Below are 18,534 nucleotides of genomic sequence, written 5' to 3'. Positions count from 1 at the left end.
GCCGTGCGAGCTCGACCCTGCTCGCTACCGCGGGGGCGAGCATTACAGCGCCCGCTGAAGTCGGCGGGCCTGCTGCTGGGTGGAAATCAGCGCGAGTGTCGACTCGGCGCCTTGGTTCTCATTTCTGCCGGTGGGCTCGAGTCCGTCGCAGCAACCGCCGCTGACCGGGTCGAGCAGCGGTGTCTCGACATCGTTTACGCCGCGGAACCAGGCCTCGCACAGCCGGACCGCGTCCAGCCACCGCTGATCCCCGGTGTGGTCGTAGGCGCGGGCGCACGCATCGGCCAGAGTCGCGACCTCGATCGGCTGTTGATCGAAGCCGGGACGCAACTCTCCGGTCGACCAGCCGTCGACCGGAGTCACCGAAAGGTGATCGCCCGAGGTCTCCACCTCGAGCAGCCAGCGAAGCATGACGAGTCCGTCGGCATGTGTGCGGTCCTCGCCGAGAGCGGCACCTGCCACCAGAATCGCTTCGGCCAGTACCGCATTGGCGTAGTCGAGTCTGGGTTCGGGCCAGCGCCAGTGCAGTTTGCGGGTCGGCGGCCCGATAAGCGCGCTCGCGCTGGCCAATAGCTCTCGGGCACACTCGTTTCCGGGATAGGCGTGCAGCACTTCGGCGGCGCCGAGCGCCGCGAAAGCCATCGCGCGCGGCCATTGCGAACGCCGTCGCGCGCCGGTGGTGAAATGTACGAGCACGGCCTCGGCCAGGTCCGGTCGTCGGGCGACGACGGAGCCGAGAGCCCACAGTGCTCGGCCCCAGTGATCTTCGAGGGTCGGCTCGTCCTGCCAGGTCCGGTCTGTGCCGCGGCGATTGTGGAGGCGGCCGTCGGTGGAGAGGGCGTCGACAATGAAGTCCAGATACACCTGTGTCACGGCGAGCAGTTGCGCATCGGGCTCGGGCTCGCGGACCGCGACAACGAGGGCGCGCGCGACATCGTCGACACAGTAGCCATTTTCGGTGCGCGGTTCGGTGAGTTTCGCGTGCTCGAAAATTCCGCAGTCATCGCTGAGTCGGAACATATGTTCATAGGAGATGGTGATGGTGTCGTTCATACGGTAGCCAGCTTTCGGTCGGCCTGCGTGGTCTCCGCGGCGAGCGCGCGATACTTCCTGCTCACCGAGGGCCGAAGCAGTTCGGGTGCAATACGATCGGCTTCTTGCCTCAACTGCGGCGCGAGTCCTGGTTCGGTGAAGACGCGGCGCAGTGCCGTCGCGATGGCGCCGATCCGCACCGGGCGGGCGGATACGTGCTCAGAACTCCATAGGACCGAACTGACACGACGTCAGCCTTCCTGCTTCGAGGCAGCGTCGACGGTGTCGCTGTCTGTAGCCACTCAATTGGCTATCGTGCTGCGCTCGAGCGCTTGAGAATCAGCTCCGGACAACGACACGGGCAGATCGACACTAGACCCCGATCGTAACATCCGGGTTGCGAAGTAGGCAGCATGGTAAGGTCTGGTAATCAAGTCCGCTACGTCACTCGACGATTCTCGCGGCAAAAATCGCCAGTAATCGAGGATCTATGAAAATCGGCGTTATTGCGTCTGTCGCTCACCGGACGCCTCCGAAAAACTATGGACCGTGGGAGCAAATCGCATCGACGTTGACCGAAGGGTTCGTTGCGCGCGGCCACGATGTCACCTTGTTCGCCACCGCCGACTCCGAGACATCGGCACGGCTGGTCTGCCCGGTGCCGTCGGGATACGAGGATACGGCGGATGCGGACGCCAAAGTGCAAGAGGCGCTGCATAATTCGACCGCGTTCCAGCACGCGGGCGAGTTCGACGTGCTCGCCAATCACTGCGACTTCATGCCGCTGACCTACAGTCGTCTCGTTTCGACGCCGATGGTCACCACGATCCACGGATTTTCCTCGCCGAAAATAGTGCCTGTTTATCGGGCGTTCGACGATATCGCTCATTATGTGGCGATCAGTGCCGCGAATCGCCACCCGGACCTCGGCTATGACGCCACGATTCATCACGGCATAGACCTCGCGGATTTCACATTCCGGGAGGCGAACGGTGAATATCTGCTATTTCTGGGCAGAATCCATCCGGAAAAGGGCACGCATCTGGCTATCGAGGTGGCACGGCTGGCCGGGCTGCCGCTGATCATTGCAGGCGTGATTGCCGACGAGGAATACTTCCGTACCGCTATCGAGCCGCATCTCGCCGATCCCGCCGTGACCTATGTCGGGCCGGTCGGTCCGGCCCAGCGTGACGAGTTGCTCGGCGGCGCGCGTGCGCTGCTGCATCTCATCGGTTTCGCGGAGCCGTTCGGACTGTCGGTCATCGAAGCCTTGGCGACCGGAACCCCCGTCATCGCAACACCGTTGGGCTCGATGCCGGAGATCATCCGCGATGGCTCGACCGGGTTTCTGGTGACCGACGTTCCTGCCGCGGTCGAGGCGGTGTCGAAGATCGGCACGATCGACCGCAGCGCGTGCCGCGACGACGTGAAGGCTCGCTTCGACGCGGATCGGATGATCGACGCCTATCTCACCCTGTTCGAGCGGATCGCGCGGCTGCCGAGGCGCGCGGCCGAACTGGATGCGCCCGCGCCCGTCGGCCAGTCGATCGGTTCGCCGGGGCTCTTCTCGCACGCGGGTCTGTAGTCACGCCCGTTCATCGAATTCCGGGTGTCGCGGGCGGTAAGGCCCGCACGGCGATACGGAAGGCAATAGGGTGGCCTGACCCATCGCGATGAGGAGCATCTCCGATGTCCACTGCTTGTGCCGCCGTGACCATCCTGGCCGCATTCTGGGTCGGCTACTCGGCCGTCGCGGTCTTCTTTCGTGCAGGCTGGATGGTCGAGGCCCTTGCCGCATCCGGTGTTCCACGGGCGTGGTGGAACTGGCTCGGCCTCGCCAAGGCCGCCGGCGCGATCGGCCTGCTGGCGGGCCTGTTCATCCCGTTCATCGGCGTACTGGCCGCGATCGGCCTGGTGCTGTACTTCTGCGGTGCCGTCACAGCGGTACTCGCCGCGCGCTCGTACTCGCAGCTGCCGTTTCCGCTGCTGTACGTGGCTCCGGTCATCGGCGCTACGGCACTCGGGTTGGCTGCCTGATAACTATTCCCGGTCATGGGTCGTGTATGAGCGGCGCACTGTCACGCTTGGCGATATGGTTTACCTGTCACCCATCGAGTACGTGGTGATCAAGCATTGTGTTGATGTGGGCGGATTAGCCGACACGATCGAGAAGGCGAATCATGCGCTACCGCAACAGACTGGCGATGTTGATTACCGCGGCGGTCCTAACCGTCAGCTTCGGCGCGGGCTCCCCGGCGACCGCTCAGAGTCAATTGACCGCATACCCGGGTATGACAATTCGGACCACGGACCGGATCTGCTCGGTCGGGGCGACAGGACATATGGGCAGCGCGCAGTACGCCGTGACGGCCGCGCACTGTTTTCAGCAGGGAGAGCGCGTCTTCGACAAAAACGGCGGCTTCATCGGATGGTTCGAGCAGAGCTATGGCGACGACTCGACGGTCGCCAACCTCGGCTTCGCTCTGATCCGGCTCGCGAACAATGTCGGTCTATCGGCCTCGCTCGGCACCTTCGGAATCCAATCGACCAGCACCGATCCCTTTGTCGGAGAAGGTGTCTGCCATGTCGGCTGGGCGACAACCTGGAGCTGCGGCACTATCACCGAGCTGGGTGAGAGCTACTTCGTCACCGACTTGTCCGCCGACAGAGGCGATTCCGGCGGCATCGTCTACAACCAGACCTCGGAGGGGCGCGCGGCTTTCCTCGGCATTCTGATCGGTGGCAGGGAATCCGGCGGTGTCATCGTCGAAACGGCGAGCTACCTGCGCAATACCATCGACGCCCACGCCACTGGAACGGACCACTTCCGCTGGTATATCGAATAGCCGCCGCGCTGACTTGACGTCCGGGCGTCGTAGGTCGAGAGTGCCGGAATGGTCGACGTCACCGATGTGTCCGGCGCAACGCTGCGCAAGGTCACCCTCCGCCTGGTGCCCTTTCTCGGGCTGCTGTATTTCGTCAACTACCTGGATCGGGTCAATATCGGCTTCGCGGGGCCGAGCGGGATGAAGGCCGATCTCGGGTTGACCGAGACGGCATTCGGTTTCGCTTCCGGGATCTTCTTCATCGGCTACCTGATTCTCGAAGTGCCGAGCAATCTGGCGCTGCACCGGTTCGGGGCTCGGCGGTGGATCGCCAGGATCATGGCGAGCTGGGGGATCGTCGCCACCGCAATGGCTTTCGTGCCCAACGAGACGATGCTCTATGTGCTGCGCTTCGCACTCGGCGTCGCGGAAGCGGGCTTCTTTCCCGGCATCCTGCTCTATCTCACCTACTGGTTCCCACAGCAGCACCGCGCGAAGATCGTCGCCCTGTTCATGACCGCGGTCCCGATCTCGACCGCGCTCGGGTCGACGGTCTCCAGCCTGATCATCCAACACGGCGACGGCGTATTCGGGCTCACCGGTTGGCGGTTCATGTTCCTGGTCGAAGGTGTGCCCGCGCTGGCGCTCGCGGTGGTGACCTGGTTCTATCTCACCGACCGGCCGGACAAGGCGCGTTGGCTTTCGCAGGATGAACGCGATTGGCTGACAGCCGAACTCGCTTCGGAACAGGCCGCGCTCGAGCACGCCGAGCATTGGACGGTACGCAAGGCACTGACCCACCCGCGCGTGCTCGGCCTCGCCTTCGTCTACGGCGGCATCGTCTATGGCTTGTATGCGCTCGGGTTCTTTCTGCCGACCATCATCAGCGGATTCCAGCAGCAGTACGGAACACACTTCTCGATCGTGCAGCGCGGCCTGATCAACGCCGTACCCTACGTCATCGGCGCGGTCGTCATGGTGCTGTGGAGCAGGCACGGCGACCGAACCGGCGAGCGAACCTGGCACGTCGCCCTACCCGCCCTGATCGGCGGGCTCGCCATCCCGGTGGCGCTCTACCTCGGAAACCCGTTCGCCGCCATGGTCGCCGTCACCGTGTGCGCGGTCGGTGTGCTCGCGGCGCTACCCACCTTCTGGGCGCTGCCGAGCACCTTCCTTTCCGGCGCCGCCGCGGCGGGCGGCATCGCGCTGATCAACTCGATCGGCAATGTCAGCGGCTTCGTCGCGCCGTATGTGACCGGCGCGCTGAAGGACGTGACCGGCAGCCAGCGCGCCGGTCTCTGGGTGGTCGGGCTGTGCATGGTGGGGGCGGCCCTCGGAGTGCTGTTGCTGCGCAACCGAACTCGCGTGCGCTGAGCCGTATGACCACAGGCGACCATCCGAGCGGGACCACCTAGGATCAGCGCGGTGGACCTCGGCCGCCCGGTCGTAGACGCCCTGGCATACATCATGATCTCGACCTTTGTCGGACCGATCATCTGCCTACTCGGCTGCGTGTCCTTCCACACCAGTGATAACTGCGAACCCCACGTATCGATACCAGACCACCCCATCGGCCACGGGCAACCGATCGACGCCACCGCGCGCTGGTCAGCCCTGTTCGGTCGGGACGACGATCAACTCGGCGATATTGACTCGGCGGGGTGCGGCGACGGCGTACGCGATCGCGTCGGCGATGTCGGCCGGGCTGAGGATTTCTAGTTGGGTGCGCATTTCGGCGAGACCCGCTCGTTGGGTGTCATCGCGCATGGTGTCGCCCAGTTCGGTGGTGACGAAACCTGGTTCGATGTTTTTGATGCGGACGCCGCGTGGGCCGAATTCGGCGCGTAGGTTGCGGGTCAGATGGGCGACGGCGGCCTTGGTCGCGTCGTAGACGCCGTAGTTGGGGAAGACCATGTGGCCGGCTACCGATCCTACGTGCACCAGGTCCGCGCGGTGGCCCTCGCTCGCGGCGGCGATGAGGTCATCGATGAAAGCCCTTCCGGTGTATAGCAATCCGTTGATGTTGGTGGCAACCATTTGATCCCACTCGTCGGTGTGAGCCGACTCGAACGGTGCGCCGAGCATGACGCCCGCGTTGGCGACGACCAGGTCGATGGGACCGAATGCGGAACGGACTGTCGCCGCGGCGTCGAGTACGGACTGTTGCGCGGTGACATCGGTGGCGACGGCGATGGCCTGGTCGCCGATCTCGGCCGCCAGTTCTTCGAGACGATCTTTGCGCCTGCCGAAGAGAGCGACCCGTGCGCCCGCCACTGCGAGCGCCCGTGCGGTGGCGGCGCCGATTCCGCTGGACGCTCCGGTGACGACCGCCACCCTGCCTTCGAGGTTGTTTGTCATGACCACAACGTTCGTACAGGTCACGGCCACGTGCCAGGCCGTGGACATCCTGGGTGCGGCAGGGCCACCCACCCCGCACGGTGTGCGCCTAGCCTCTATGACATGGATTCCGACAACCGATTGGGCGCGTATCTGCGGGCACGGCGTGAGCTGGTGCGTCCCGAGGAATTCGGGATGCCGGGCGGCAACCATCGGCGGGTGGCGGGGTTGCGGCGCGAAGAGGTCGCCTTGCTGGCCGGGATGAGCGCCGACTACTACACGCGCATCGAACAAGGGCGGGACAAGCATCCATCGGAGCAGGTTGTCGAGGCATTGGCTCGGGTCTTCGCGCTCGACGAGGCGGGCAGAGCGCATCTGCGGGAATTGGCGCGGCCGGTCGTGCGGCGGAAGCGGGTGGCGCGGCGGCCCGAACGAGTGGGCCCCGGCCTGCTGCGGCTGATGCAGGCGTGGCCGAACACGCCCGCGATGGTGCTCGGCCGTTGCCTGGATGTGCTCGCCGCCAATCCGCTTGCCGCTGCGGTCAATTCCTGTTCGGCACCGGGTGTCAATCAGGTCAGGATGGTGTTTCTCGATCCGGAGGCCCGCGATCTCTACGCGGACTGGCCGACCATTGCCGCGGAAACCGTTGCCATCCTTCGCGCCTGCGTCGGCGCTGATCTCGACGATCCGCGACTGATCGAAATCGTCGGTGAGTTGTCGCTGAAGAGCGAGGACTTCCGCCGCCTCTGGGCTCGCCACGATGTTCGCGCGAAAACCACCGGGCTGAAACGTTTCCACAATCCGATGGTCGGCGCGTTGACGCTGTCCTACGAGACGTTCGCGGTGAACGGCGCACCAGGGCAGATGCTCATCGTCTATCACGCCGAGCCCGGCTCCGAATCGGAGCGGTCGATGGCCCTGCTCGGCAGCATGATTGCCTCCGAGAGCGGAGTACTCGATCGCCCGGTCGATGTCGATACCCGTCACGGCTGAGCAGTAGGCCGCGAATCTTCGGATGTGTCACCGCTATAAGTAATACTGCCGATGCCGAGTTCGGCTGCGCCTGCGACTATGTGGATATGGCGAGCGTGCTGATGGCCGGAGATATACACGGCAATACCGATCACGCGGTGAATTTGGTGCGTATTTCGGCGCGCCAGGCTTGCGAGCGGATGTTCGTACTCGGGGACTTCGGTGCCTGGGAACACACTCCGGAGGGTAGGCACTACTTCGATGTCGTGAATCGAGCGGCGCGCAAACAGCGAGTGCACGTGTACTTCCTCGACGGCAATCACGACAAGTCTTCGCTGATCCATGAGCTATACGACGGCGACGCCGACGACGATGGATTCCTGGTGTGCCGCAGCAATATTCGATACGCGCCGCGCGGACATCGGTGGGTGTGGGAGGGAACGCGGTTCGCGGCGTTCGGTGGCGCCTATTCGGTCGACAAGTCATGGCGGCTGGCGACCGAAGCGCAGAAGAAGCGCAATGTCGAGCGGCGCAGGCTTTTCGGGTCGTCGCGACGGGCCGATGCGGCCGAAAGTCTGTGGTTTCCGGAAGAGGAAATGACCGACGAGGAGTTCGGCGCGGTCCTCGCCGCCGACACTTCGCCGGTCGATGTGCTGCTCGCACACGACAAACCGCGTGACGCGGCGCCGGACTGGAATCGCAAGGATCTGCCCGAGTGCCTGCCCAATCAGGACCGTATCCAGCGCGCCGTGAACGCGCTGCGCCCGGGCTTGATGCTGCACGGACATCTGCACTACCGCTACACCGACATGATTCGATGCGGCCCCGACGAGTGGACTCAGGTCGACGGCCTCGGCGGGGACCCCGAAGCCTCGCGTCCGCAGGACTACGACCGCGACCAGTCGTGGCTGGTACTGCCACTGCCGTATCGCCGCACGTCGGTGGACCGTGAGCAGCCCGAGTTGGCAAGCTGATCGAGCGCCGGTGTCCGGCCTCGTCACGGTGCTCGCGCGAGGCGTCAGCACAGGGTAGGCATCGCTAATCCCGTTGACGGGCAGCGTACTCCCGTAGATGGGTGGTCGTCGCGGAACTGTTTGGTGCGTTGGAATCGGGCAACCCCCTAGATGACGCAGCGGGCGCTCGGCCCAGAACAGAAACGTGAGGTTCCACCATGACAGCCGGAGGATCTTGGGAGATACCGCCGCTCGACGACGCACCCGATATCGCCCGCACCACCGAGTCGCAACCGGGACAGGCGCTGGCCGACGCCCGAAACTGGGCCGGGTTCGTCCTGTTGTTCCTCGGAAGCCTGGTGGCCGTCGTAGCCGCGGCGGTCGGTGTGGCCGGCCACCTCTCAGCGGCGGTGGTCGGCGCGATCATCGCGATCGTCACTGTGCTGGTCGGTGTCGCGCTCATCGTGCTCGAGCGCGGCAACGCACGGGCGCGGCAGAACTCGGCGACCGAATCTCAGCCGTCGGCCACCTGGGAGGCAGTTGTTCCGCCAGGGGCCTGAGCCTTCCGTACCGATCGGATCCGGTGTCAGCCGAATTCGATCGCCAGTTCCTTGGCAACTGCCGCGGCCGTGGGCATCTGGCCGATTTCGGTGCTCAATCGAACCACGGGCGAGCGATCCGAAGCCAGCACCGCTTCGAGTCCCGCCCGAATGGAGTATGCCGAGATCTGTTCGGGTGCAATCACTTCCGCGACGTCTGCGGCTCGACACGCGGCCGCGGTCGGGAACTGATCCGCGCCGCGCGGAAGCAAGAGCAGTGGCAGGCCATGTGCGAGCGCGGCAAGGGTGGTTCCCGCGCCGCTGTGACAGACGACCGCGGCGCAGTGCGGTAGCACCGCCGCAAGGGAAAGCCACTGTTCGACATGGATATTGCGCGGTTGTGGTCCGAGGGCATCCGAGTCGTTGTTGCGCCCGACGGTGACGATCACGTCGATGTCCATGTCGGCGAGGCCATCCAGGATCGGCGCGAACATCTGCGGTTGGTTGAAGATCGGCACCGTGCCGAGTGAGATGTAGACCGTCGGACGCGCACCGAGCTTGTCGGCCCAGCCGGGCAGCGGCTGGTCCGGATCGCCGGAAACAGTCGGCCTGATCGGTTGTGCGCAAGCTGTCGCAGGCCCGAGGTCCGGTTGCAGGGTGCGCGGTACCGGGTCGAGATAGCGGTGCCGATACATGCCGCCGTGCTGATCGGGTCGCAGATCTGCCGCGTGCCACAGCGGAGCCACCCAGTGTGCCATCGCCGCCATCAGTTCGGATTCCAGCAGCAGGCCGGTGCCGTAGGTGACCGACTCGATTCCGCGCTGCGCGGCAACCAGCGGCGCCGCGAAGTCGACCGGAGGGTGCAGTATCAGGTCGGGCTCGAAGTCGGCTGAGATCTGTTGCAGCACAGGCAGTTTCTCGGCAGCCATGACGCGTGCGAACAGCACCGCGCCGATGCGCCACGGCTGGCTGCCCTCGGCGAATACCGGGTCGGATACCGCCCGCGCGGCCGCCGCCGGCGCTTCGGGTCCCGCGACGACGGCGGGCAGGTTCGCCGCACGCACGCGGTCGAGCATGTCTGGCGCGGTCGCCACCGATATCTCGTGACCGTCGCGCTGTAGTGCGGTGAGCAGGGGGAGTGCGGGCGTGAATACGCCCTCCATGGGGGGCGTCGAGCAGAGAACGCGCATTGCTGCCTCCGGGTATAGTCGACTATATAGTGAACTATAAGTAGGATGCCGGGTATGTCAAGCCCGATCAGGCGCGCAAGTGGTCCAGGCAAGCAGACCCGTCGCGAGGCGACGCGACGCAGGGTGGCCGAGGCCGCCGCTGCTCTATTTATTGAAAATGGCTATACCGCAACGACATTGCAGTCGGTGGCGGATGCGGCGGGCGTCCACGTACAGACGATCTATCAAGCCTTCGGCACCAAGGTCGCCGTGCTGGCCGAGGCCGCGGCGGTGCTGGTCGCGGGTCCGCAGGAGGAGGCGGCGACACCGCCGCCGGACCGGGAGTGGGTGCGGGAGCTGTTCGCCGAGCCCGACCCCGCCAGGCAGCTCGCCTTGTACGCCCGAAATATGCGGGAGGTGTCGCAGCGCTATATGGGTCTGCTCGATGTCATGCGAGTAACCGCGGCGGCGGATCCCGCGGTGGGGAGGTTTCTCGCGGAAGCCGAGCGCGGCCGCTACGAAGGACCCGCGCACATAACGCCGGAGCTCTTCGCGCGCAATGCATTACAACCAGGGCTCAGCGCGACCCGGGCGGCCGACATCATGTACGCGATCACCACCTACGACGTATTCCGATCACTTATCGAGGACCGCGGCTGGAGCGCGGCGGACGCCGAGTCCTGGGTCGCGGAAACCTTGGCGCGGGTATTGCTGGCACCGACACCTTGAAGTTGCGTCAGTAGTCCTGGCAGACGTCGAGTGCCTTGTCTTTGGTGCCGTTGAACTTGTCGACCGCGGCATTGAGGGAGTCGGTCGGTGCGCGCTTGGCCAGCGTGTCGGCCAGTCCGTTGGTGTCGTCGCGGTAGTCGCGCAGCGGGCCCGCGACGTCGTCGGCGACGTCGCGGGTCAGTGCACCGTCGAGGGTGTGCGCATTGTCGTGCATGGTGGTGACGGCGACGTCGGCCTTGGCGTTGACTTCCGGATCATCGGCCGGACGGTCGTTGCTCAGGTTGATGTAGTCGTTGAACGCACGCACCGAACTGGCGTTCGCGTTGCGCATTGCCGTGCAGGCGGCGGCGGTGGTGCGTTCCGCTGCCGCCGCGCGCGAGGAGGACGCGGCGACCGAGGACGCCGTGACCTCGGAGGTATAGGCGGCGAGGTCGCTCTCGTTGACCGCCGCGGTGCCGGAAACCTGCGACGAACAGGCGCCGATCGTCACGAGACCTACCGCGGTGGCCGCGACCGCGGTGGCCAGACCCGCACGTTCTAGTCGACGCATGGTCGGATCCCCTCTTTCCCCTCCGAGTTTCCGGCGGCTGGAGGCGCAGTAGGGAAGCCGGACATACCGACCGTACTTCCTTGCGGCGGGCAGCGGCGGCCGACCGCGCCGATATCGGTTGCGAACCGATATCGGCGCGGTGTGCGCTGCCTTCGGGCTCAGCCCTGGCCGAGCATGGCGCGCATCGTACCGATTTCGGCCTGCTGAGCGGCGATGATGGCACCGGCAAGTGCTTTGGCTTCGGAGTTGGCTCCGGAGGTGAGTTCGGTGTTCGCCATCGCGATCGCGCCGGTGTGGTGGTCGATCATCATGGTCATCCACTGGCGGTCGAACTCGACGCCCGACGCGGCTTGCAGGGCGGACATCTGCTCGGGCGTCATCATGCCCGCCATGTCATGGCCGCTGTGCCCGCCCGACGCGGTCGGTGCCTGCTTACCGAAGCTCGCCAGCATCGTGCTGATCTGCTGCATCTCCGGAGCCTGTGCCTTTTCCACCTCAGCGGCCAGTGCCAGCAATTGTGGATTTCCGCTGCGGGTCGGGACGAGCTTCGCCATCTCGACGGCCTGCGCGTGATGCGGGTACATCATCTGAAGGAAGGTCACATCGGCGTCGTTGAAGTCCGATCGGGCGGCAGGCGCACCGGATGTGGCCGCCGAGCTCGACGACGAGCCGTGCTCCATGCCTGGCATGGAGTCGGTGTCGTCGCTGCTACAGCCCGCGGCGAAAAGTGCTGCCGCGGTGGTGGTCGCGGCGATAGCGAGGTTGATTCGGGTACGCGTGACGAACATGTCTGTGCTCCTGGGGAATTGCGAATGATTCGGTTATCGGACAGGTGAAAGCCGCGACCGCGCAGTACGGTTCGGACGCGGTGGGCCTGTCAGATCCGCAGAATCGACAATTCGGCCAGTGACGGGAACGTCCACGGCGGTGCGCGTTCGCGCCGCGGCCTGTCGTTGCGCGGCGCGGTGTTCGGGCTGTGTGGTCGATCGACGGTGATCCGGTAGAGCAGCACGAGCATCAGCGCGAGGCCGACGGCGGTCAGGATGAATACGCACGCGTGCATGCCGCCGTGCGCGCTGCCGCAGCCATCGCCGCCGCAGTCGGTGCCGGTTGCGGTGTCGCCGTGGTTGTCGGCGGGCATGGCCGCTGTGGTCTCGGCGGCCATATGGTGTTGGCCGCTCGGGGAGATCGAGAACACGCCCGTATGCATCGCGATGATGCCTGCGAGCAGCGCGAGCACGCCGAGCAGCCGGGTGAGCCCGGATGCGCGTGGTGCGTGCCGCTCGATCATGCCGCCCATTCTAGGCAGGGCGGGTTGGGGCTCCTTGATACCCCAGGCCCGTATCACTGGCTTTGAGCTGTCCCGATGAGGGCGTCGGCTGGCACGGAGTTGGGTCAGGAGGCGGCGATGTCGATCACTAGACGGGTGGGGTTGCTGAGGGTGCTGACCGCGAACGCGGGATGGTCGCCGTTGACGCCGATGAATGATTGGGTGGTGCCCTCGAAGACACCGGATCGGTAGACGCCCGCGATCGCGACGGCGCCCGGGTCGGTGGCCGGGTCGGGACCGGCATACGGAGTCACGCCGCTGTCGAAGGGATAGGCCGAGCCGGTGATCTGTACCTCGAGGATCGAGTTGCCCGCCACGTCGATAACCTTGCCGCTGCCGTCCTGGACGGCCCGGTCGGCGTACTGCACGATCCAGCCAGGGGAGCCGGTGCCACCGAGGTCGTAGACCACTCGGTCGAATCCGGGCTGGTGGCCGATTCGGATGTCGGTGACGGTGAGGCCCGCCTCGCCGGAGGGCTTACCGCGTTTCGGTTGCGCATCCTGTGGCGTCGACCGGGGCGTCGCATCGGCGAGCGTGCTCGGGGCCGAGGTGGTCGGCGAGCTCGAGGTGGCGGTCCCGTCGTCACTACAGCCGACGAGTAGGGCCGCCGCGGCAGCGGTTGCCAACAGCATCCTTGTGCGCATAGAGGCCGATGGTAGCCGTCCGATCAGGAGTTGCCGCGGATTTGCAGGATGAGCACTCCCGATGCGATGAACCAGGCGGGCGGCTGTCACGTAGTTATCGGTGCACGGGTGCACATGGTGCACCCTGATCTATGGAGGTATTCGAAAAATGCTGTCGACCAAAAGGTTCCGCCGGTCCGCACCGGCCTTCGCCGCTGCCGCGCTGGCGCTCGCCGGATTGCTGACCGCGTGCGGGGGCACCGAGCCCGCGAAACCGGTCGCCGTCACCAGTTCCGCGCCGCAGACCTCTGCCGTCGCCATCCCGAAGGCGGTCGGGCAGGCGCCCGCGGTAGCGAAGACGCAGGGCTGGCTGAAGATCTACGACGGACCGGCTCCGGCGGGCACAAATGCGGTGCAGCTCAACGTGACCAGCAATCCGAGTGTCGGGCAGTACGTCTCGGACGGTGCGGGACGATCGCTCTACCGGTTCGACAAGGACACCGCGGATCCGTCGGCCTCCAACTGTTCCGGTCAGTGCGCGGTCACCTGGCCGCCGTTGACCGTGGCGCGGGGTCAGTCGATCTATGTCGCGGGCGTCGACCCGCAGCGGGTCGGATTCATCGAACGTGCCGACGGCGCATGTCAAGTCACCGTCGGCGGCTGGCCGGTCTACTACTTCAGCAAGGATCAGAAGCCGGGTGATCTGCTCGGCCAGGGTGTCGGCGGCACCTGGTTCGCGGTCGCGCCGAGCGGCGCGAAGGCCGCCGCCAGCTGATCCGGATCTCGTTGCGGTGCAGTACCTGGGCAGTTTCGGCGGCCCCGACGCGAGGGCGCGGCAACGATCTAGCACACTTGACGTGTGGGAACTGTCGAGGAAGTACTTGGCCGGCTGCGGCGGTATCCGGATGTGGAGGCACAGAACCTCTACGCCGTGGATGCCGCCGACCGGTTGATCCTCGATGTCGCCGAGGACGCGATCGCGGCAGTTGGTAGCGGAAGAGTAGCCGTGATCGGAGACAGTTACGGTGCGCTCACCCTCGGTGCGATCGCAGGCCACGATCTGCGCGATGTGCGGGTGCACCAGGATCTGCTCACCGGCGAACTTGCCCTGGCCAACAATGCCAGGGCCCTCGGACTCGCGGACCGCTACAGCGCGCAGCCGCTCGCCGACCGCCTGCTCTCGGACGTGCAGGTGGTACTGCTGCGGCTGCCTCGGGTGCTCGCCGGGCTCGCCGAGGTTGCCGACGCCATCGCGCGCTATGCCGACCCGAAGGTTCAGGTGTTCGCGGGCGGGCGTGACAAGTACCTCACCAAGTCGATGAACGACCTACTCGCGCAGTCATTTTCGGATGTTCGGGCCAGCCGCGGCAGGCAGAAGTCGCGCACCTTGCTCGTCACGGGTCCGAAACCGGTCGGCGAGCTACGATTCCCGGTGCGGGAGCGGATCGACGAGCTCGACATCGACGTGGTCGCGCACGGCGCGGCCTTCTCCGGTACCCGCCTCGATATCGGAACTCGGTTTTTGCTACAGCATTTGAAGTGGATGAAGCCCGACGCCCGTGACGCCATCGACCTCGGCTGCGGCACCGGCATCCTCGCGGTCGCGCTCGCCAAGGCGCGGCCGGGCATCAAGGTGGTCGGCACCGATCAGTCGACCGCCGCGGTGGCCTCGGCGCGAGCGACGGCCGAAGCCAACGGTGTCGCCGACCGGGTGACGGTGGTGCGCGACGACGCGATGTCCTCGGCCGCCGACAACAGCGCCGATCTGGTGCTGTGCAATCCGCCGTTCCATGTCGGCGCTGCCGTGCACACCGGCTCGGCGATCAAGATGTTCGCGGAGGCGGGCAGGGTGCTGCGGCCCGGTGGTGAGCTGTGGACGGTATTCAACTCGCACCTGAACTATCGAGGCGTGATCGAGCGCATGGTCGGCCAGACCGAGGTGATCGGCCGCAACCGAAAGTTCACGGTGACGCGATCGGTGCGTGGACTGCACGACGCGCATCGGTAGTAGAGTCCGAATTGTCCGTCTCAAATGAGTTGCTGGTGCCTGGCTCCGGGAACTCGGCACGGCCGACACGCGTTGGGACGGGTAGTTGGATATCGAGCGACCAACGGCCACGGCGAGCGTGGGCCACGACTCCAGAAAGGCATTCACGGTGCGCACCACAAGCAATCCGGTTTTCAGAAACCTTCCTCGGCAAGAGGCCGGTGGCTATGCCAACTTCGGGTCAGGGGTGACGGGCGCGGGCCAGATGGGCCAGCAGGTCGGTAACCAATACGGCCAGCCCTACCAGCAGCCTTATCAGCAGGCCCCCGCCACCCGCGCGATGACCATCGACGACGTGGTGACCAAGACCGCGATCACGCTGGGTGTGCTCGCGCTGTCGGCGATCATCTCCTACGGCCTGACCAACGCGAACAACTCGCTCGCACCGCTGTTCGTCATCGGCGGTGGCCTCATCGGCCTGGTGCTGGTGCTGATCGCGACCTTCGCACGCAAGATGGACAACCCGGTCCTCGTGCTGTCGTATGCGGTGTTCGAGGGTCTGTTCGTCGGCGCGCTGTCGTTCATGTTCACGAATATCGAGTTCGGCGGTGTCGGCGGCAGCGCGATGATCGCGCAGGCCGTCCTCGGCACCTTCGGTGTGTTCGCCGGCATGCTCGTCGTCTACAAGACCGGCGCGATCCGGGTCACCCCGCGTTTCACCAGGATGATCGTCGGCGCCATGATCGGCGTTCTTGTCCTCGTGATCGGCAACCTGGTCGCCAGCTTCTTCATCGACGGCGGCCTCGGCCTGCGCGACGGTGGACCGCTGGCCATCGTGTTCAGCCTCGTCGTCATCGCGATCGCGGCATTCAGCTTCCTGCTCGACTTCGACGCCGCCGATCAGCTGATCCGCGCACAGGCGCCGGAGAAGGCGGCCTGGGGCGTCGCACTCGGCCTGACCATCACCCTGGTCTGGCTCTACGTCGAGATCCTGCGCCTGCTGAGCTACTTCAACAACGACTAGTAGGTCGCATTGATCGGAAGGGCGGTCGTCGCATTCGCGATGACCGCCCTTCCGTTTCCGCCCAACCTGACGGGGCAGTGACGGTCGCGGTCAGACGGGCTTGTCGACGGTGTCAATCCGGCTGAATACCGCCAGGTGGGGAAACGAACGGCTCCCTGTGGGGCAGGGAGCCGTCCGGCAAGTCGGTCAGCTCAGCTGAGGCGCTCGATGACCATTGCCATGCCCTGGCCGCCGCCGACGCACATGGTTTCCACGCCGAACTGCTTGTCGTAGGTTTGCAGGTTGTTGATCAGCGTGGCGGTGATGCGCGCGCCGGTGCTGCCGAACGGGTGGCCCAGGGCGATAGCGCCGCCCGAGACGTTCAGCTTGTCCTCGTCGATCTTCAGTTCGCGAGCCGAGCCGAGCACCTGCACCGCGAAGGCTTCGTTGATCTCGAACAGGTCGATGTCCTCGACCGACTTGCCCGCGAGCGCGAGTGCGCGCTTGACGGACTCGATCGGGCCGAGGCCCATGATCTCCGGGGACAGGCCCGAGACTCCGGTGGACACGATGCGTGCCAGCGGGGTCAGGCCCAGTTCCTTGGCCTTGGTGTCGCTCATGACGACGAGCGCCGCGGCGCCGTCGTTGAGCGCACAGCAGTTACCCGCGGTGATGGTGCCATCCGGGCGGAACACCGGCTTCAGCTTGCTGACCGCCTCGTAGGTGACCCCCGCGCGCGGCCCGTCGTCCTTGGAGATCACGGTGCCGTCCGGCAGCGTGACCGGGGTGATCTCGCGTTCGAAGAAGCCGGCGTTGATGGCCGCCTCCGCCCGGTTCTGCGAGCGAACGCCCCAGCGGTCCTGATCCTCGCGGGTGATGCCGGTGAAGGACGCGACATTCTCCGCGGTCTGGCCCATCGCGATGTAGGCGTCCGGGATCAGGCCGTCCTCGCGCGGGTCGTGCCAGATGCCCGCGCCGCCCGCCGCGGCCTTCGCGGTGCGCGCCTTCGCGTCCTCGAAGAGCGGGTTCTGGGTGTTCGGCCAGCTGTCGGCGGAGCCGTTCTTGTAGCGGGACACGGTCTCGACACCCGCGGAGATGAACACGTCACCTTCGCCCGCCTTGATGGCGTGGAACGCCATCCGGGTGGACTGGAGAGACGAGGCGCAGTAGCGGTGCACGGTGGTGCCGGGCAGGGAGTCGTAGCCGAGCTGCACCGCGACGATGCGGGCGATGTTGAAGCCCTGCTCGCCGCCGGGGGAGCCGCAGCCGAGGATCAGGTCGTCGATCTGTGACGGGTCCAGCGAAGGAACCTTGTCGAGTGCCGCGCGCACGATCTGCGTCGTCAGATCATCGGGCCGCATATCGACCAACGAGCCTTTGGCTGCGCGGCCGATCGGGGAGCGGGCAGTCGAGACGATGACGGCCTCTGGCATGAGGACTCCTTTGTTGGGACGGTAAGTGTTGGCGTCCGGACGTTGTCCGAGCACACTCCGCGAACCGTTTGTTACTGGTGCGTTCTCATCGAATCTACGTCGCGTCCTGCTGAGCGGGCAGCGGGGGTCGTTTCGCGAAGCGCGTCGATCAACGCTGGAAGCAGCAGCGCCGCAGCCAGTTCGTAACCGGCCGCCGACGGGTGGAATCCGTCGGCGGCGAACATCAACTGCGGAGCGGCGCGGAATTGGGGGGCGAGCAAATTGCCCATCTGTACCGGATGCCCGCCCGCGACCGTGGTCGCCACGGTCTGGGCCCGAGCGAGCCGGACGCTCCAGTTCTGCACCACGGTCCGCAGCGGCTGCGGAATCGCGGTAACAATGCCGAGATTCGGGCAGGTGCCGACCACAACGACGCTGTCGGCTCGGCGCAGCCGCGCTACCGCGCTGGCCAGCCTGCGCGCCGAGGCCCGAATGGAATGCTTCTTGGTGATGTCGTTGCCGCCGATCAGGATCACCGCGGCGTCCGGCGGTGGCCCCGCCACGAACATCGCGTCGACCTGTCCGGCAAGTCCTTTGGAGGTGGCGCCGGAAATTGCCTTGGTGCTCAATCGAATTCGTTGCCCGGTGGCCTCGGCGAGACCGCGGGCGATCCGAACACCGGGCACCTCTTCGGCACTGAGGCAGCCGACCCCGCCCGCGGTCGAGTCACCGAAAACCATGAGGTGCAGGTCCGCGTGCAGACCGGTCCGCCATGGCAGTGGCGCGAGGCATCCCGCGATGTAGACGCCGTCGGCCTCCGGCGGTTTCGAGGTGTCTCGCCCGATCACGCCGCGCGCTACGCCCGCCTGGGCCATCAGCAGGCGATATGCCGCCCACGATGCGGTGCCGGCCCCGGAACCGGCCAACACGGTCGCGGCACTGGTTACCGCCGCGGTCCGCCAACTGATCCGAGGTGCGCCCCCGCCTCCCCGAGTCTTCTGCCGGTCGTTGAGTGTCATAACGGTTCCCTACCGGGCCGGCGGTGGTGTGCGCGGCTGAGTTCTGGGCGTGCC

General features: G+C 65.9%; 21 protein-coding genes. 11 read left to right on the top strand and 10 right to left on the bottom strand.

What is annotated here, in order from left to right:
- Positions 1-42 precede the first annotated feature (42 nt).
- Positions 43-1,053: a glycosyltransferase gene (locus ACLMAJ_RS02025; protein ID WP_412011703.1), complete on the bottom strand. Its 1,011-nt coding sequence runs from the start codon at positions 1,051-1,053 to the stop codon at positions 43-45.
- On the bottom strand, positions 1,050-1,232 hold the full coding sequence (locus ACLMAJ_RS02020; protein ID WP_412011702.1) for a hypothetical protein: 183 nt from the start codon (positions 1,230-1,232) through the stop codon (positions 1,050-1,052). Before ACLMAJ_RS02020 ends, ACLMAJ_RS02025 begins: the two co-directional genes overlap by 4 nt.
- A gap of 371 nt (positions 1,233-1,603) precedes the next feature.
- On the opposite strand from ACLMAJ_RS02020, the gene ACLMAJ_RS02015 reads away from it, so the two are divergent.
- The 4 genes from ACLMAJ_RS02015 (at position 1,604) to ACLMAJ_RS02000 (ending at position 5,231) form a co-directional block, all read left to right on the top strand.
- Positions 1,604-2,617 carry a glycosyltransferase family 4 protein gene (locus ACLMAJ_RS02015; RefSeq protein WP_412011701.1) on the top strand — a complete coding sequence of 338 codons (1,014 nt, stop codon included), beginning with the start codon at positions 1,604-1,606 and terminating at the stop codon, positions 2,615-2,617.
- Positions 2,618-2,721: 104 nt separating this feature from the next.
- Positions 2,722-3,069, top strand: a complete 348-nt coding sequence (locus tag ACLMAJ_RS02010) for a DoxX family protein (RefSeq protein WP_412011700.1) — start codon at positions 2,722-2,724, stop codon at positions 3,067-3,069.
- A gap of 143 nt (positions 3,070-3,212) precedes the next feature.
- The gene (locus ACLMAJ_RS02005; protein ID WP_412011699.1) at positions 3,213-3,878 is read left to right on the top strand and encodes a trypsin-like serine protease; all 666 of its coding nucleotides are present in this window, start codon (positions 3,213-3,215) and stop codon (positions 3,876-3,878) included.
- A 48-nt stretch (positions 3,879-3,926) separates the two neighbouring features.
- Positions 3,927-5,231: an MFS transporter gene (locus ACLMAJ_RS02000; protein WP_412011698.1), complete on the top strand. Its 1,305-nt coding sequence runs from the start codon at positions 3,927-3,929 to the stop codon at positions 5,229-5,231.
- A gap of 234 nt (positions 5,232-5,465) precedes the next feature.
- On the opposite strand, the gene ACLMAJ_RS01995 is transcribed toward ACLMAJ_RS02000, so the two are convergent.
- Positions 5,466-6,215, bottom strand: a complete 750-nt coding sequence (locus ACLMAJ_RS01995) for an SDR family oxidoreductase (RefSeq protein WP_412011697.1) — start codon at positions 6,213-6,215, stop codon at positions 5,466-5,468.
- 102 nt (positions 6,216-6,317) lie between these two features.
- Here ACLMAJ_RS01995 and ACLMAJ_RS01990 point away from each other — a divergent pair, with 102 nt between their 5' ends.
- The 3 genes from ACLMAJ_RS01990 (at position 6,318) to ACLMAJ_RS01980 (ending at position 8,679) form a co-directional block, all read left to right on the top strand.
- Positions 6,318-7,187: a helix-turn-helix transcriptional regulator gene (locus tag ACLMAJ_RS01990; protein WP_412011696.1), complete on the top strand. Its 870-nt coding sequence runs from the start codon at positions 6,318-6,320 to the stop codon at positions 7,185-7,187.
- 86 nt (positions 7,188-7,273) lie between these two features.
- The gene (locus tag ACLMAJ_RS01985) at positions 7,274-8,140 is read left to right on the top strand and encodes a metallophosphoesterase family protein (RefSeq protein ID WP_412011695.1); all 867 of its coding nucleotides are present in this window, start codon (positions 7,274-7,276) and stop codon (positions 8,138-8,140) included.
- Positions 8,141-8,337: 197 nt separating this feature from the next.
- Complete coding sequence (locus ACLMAJ_RS01980) at positions 8,338-8,679, top strand: hypothetical protein (RefSeq protein ID WP_412011694.1); 342 nt, start codon at positions 8,338-8,340, stop codon at positions 8,677-8,679.
- 26 nt (positions 8,680-8,705) lie between these two features.
- Here ACLMAJ_RS01980 and ACLMAJ_RS01975 read toward each other — a convergent pair whose 3' ends face one another.
- Positions 8,706-9,848, bottom strand: coding sequence for a glycosyltransferase (locus ACLMAJ_RS01975; protein WP_412011693.1), 1,143 nt, complete (start codon positions 9,846-9,848; stop codon positions 8,706-8,708).
- Between the two features lie 54 nt (positions 9,849-9,902).
- On the opposite strand from ACLMAJ_RS01975, the gene ACLMAJ_RS01970 reads away from it, so the two are divergent.
- Positions 9,903-10,556, top strand: coding sequence for a TetR/AcrR family transcriptional regulator (locus ACLMAJ_RS01970; RefSeq protein WP_412011692.1), 654 nt, complete (start codon positions 9,903-9,905; stop codon positions 10,554-10,556).
- 7 nt (positions 10,557-10,563) lie between these two features.
- Here the strand turns inward: ACLMAJ_RS01970 and ACLMAJ_RS01965 are convergent, their stop codons facing one another.
- The 4 genes from ACLMAJ_RS01965 to ACLMAJ_RS01950 all read right to left on the bottom strand — a co-directional run bounded on the left by ACLMAJ_RS01965 (position 10,564) and on the right by ACLMAJ_RS01950 (position 13,080).
- On the bottom strand, positions 10,564-11,106 hold the full coding sequence (locus ACLMAJ_RS01965) for a hypothetical protein (protein ID WP_412011691.1): 543 nt from the start codon (positions 11,104-11,106) through the stop codon (positions 10,564-10,566).
- A gap of 158 nt (positions 11,107-11,264) precedes the next feature.
- Positions 11,265-11,894, bottom strand: coding sequence for a DUF305 domain-containing protein (locus ACLMAJ_RS01960; protein WP_412011690.1), 630 nt, complete (start codon positions 11,892-11,894; stop codon positions 11,265-11,267).
- A gap of 89 nt (positions 11,895-11,983) precedes the next feature.
- Entirely contained in the window at positions 11,984-12,397 is a 414-nt protein-coding gene (locus ACLMAJ_RS01955) for a DUF6153 family protein (protein ID WP_412011689.1), read from the bottom strand.
- A gap of 104 nt (positions 12,398-12,501) precedes the next feature.
- Positions 12,502-13,080 carry an AMIN-like domain-containing (lipo)protein gene (locus ACLMAJ_RS01950; protein ID WP_412011688.1) on the bottom strand — a complete coding sequence of 193 codons (579 nt, stop codon included), beginning with the start codon at positions 13,078-13,080 and terminating at the stop codon, positions 12,502-12,504.
- Between the two features lie 148 nt (positions 13,081-13,228).
- On the opposite strand from ACLMAJ_RS01950, the gene ACLMAJ_RS01945 reads away from it, so the two are divergent.
- The 3 genes from ACLMAJ_RS01945 to ACLMAJ_RS01935 all read left to right on the top strand — a co-directional run bounded on the left by ACLMAJ_RS01945 (position 13,229) and on the right by ACLMAJ_RS01935 (position 16,070).
- Positions 13,229-13,834 (top strand): hypothetical protein, encoded by a 606-nt coding sequence (locus ACLMAJ_RS01945; RefSeq protein WP_412011687.1) that lies wholly within the window; start codon positions 13,229-13,231, stop codon positions 13,832-13,834.
- Positions 13,835-13,918: 84 nt separating this feature from the next.
- The gene (locus ACLMAJ_RS01940; protein WP_412011686.1) at positions 13,919-15,067 is read left to right on the top strand and encodes a class I SAM-dependent methyltransferase; all 1,149 of its coding nucleotides are present in this window, start codon (positions 13,919-13,921) and stop codon (positions 15,065-15,067) included.
- Between the two features lie 148 nt (positions 15,068-15,215).
- Positions 15,216-16,070, top strand: a complete 855-nt coding sequence (locus ACLMAJ_RS01935; protein WP_412011685.1) for a Bax inhibitor-1/YccA family protein — start codon at positions 15,216-15,218, stop codon at positions 16,068-16,070.
- 191 nt (positions 16,071-16,261) lie between these two features.
- On the opposite strand, the gene ACLMAJ_RS01930 is transcribed toward ACLMAJ_RS01935, so the two are convergent.
- A complete protein-coding gene (locus ACLMAJ_RS01930) occupies positions 16,262-17,482 on the bottom strand; it encodes an acetyl-CoA C-acetyltransferase (RefSeq protein WP_412011684.1) in 1,221 nt (406 codons plus the stop codon).
- Between the two features lie 71 nt (positions 17,483-17,553).
- Entirely contained in the window at positions 17,554-18,480 is a 927-nt protein-coding gene (locus tag ACLMAJ_RS01925; RefSeq protein WP_412011683.1) for an SGNH/GDSL hydrolase family protein, read from the bottom strand.
- Positions 18,481-18,534: the final 54 nt, after the last annotated feature.

Source organism: Nocardia arseniciresistens (assembly GCF_046764875.1).
GTDB lineage: Bacteria > Actinomycetota > Actinomycetes > Mycobacteriales > Mycobacteriaceae > Nocardia > Nocardia arseniciresistens.
This window is presented reverse-complemented; position numbering and strand designations above follow the sequence as displayed.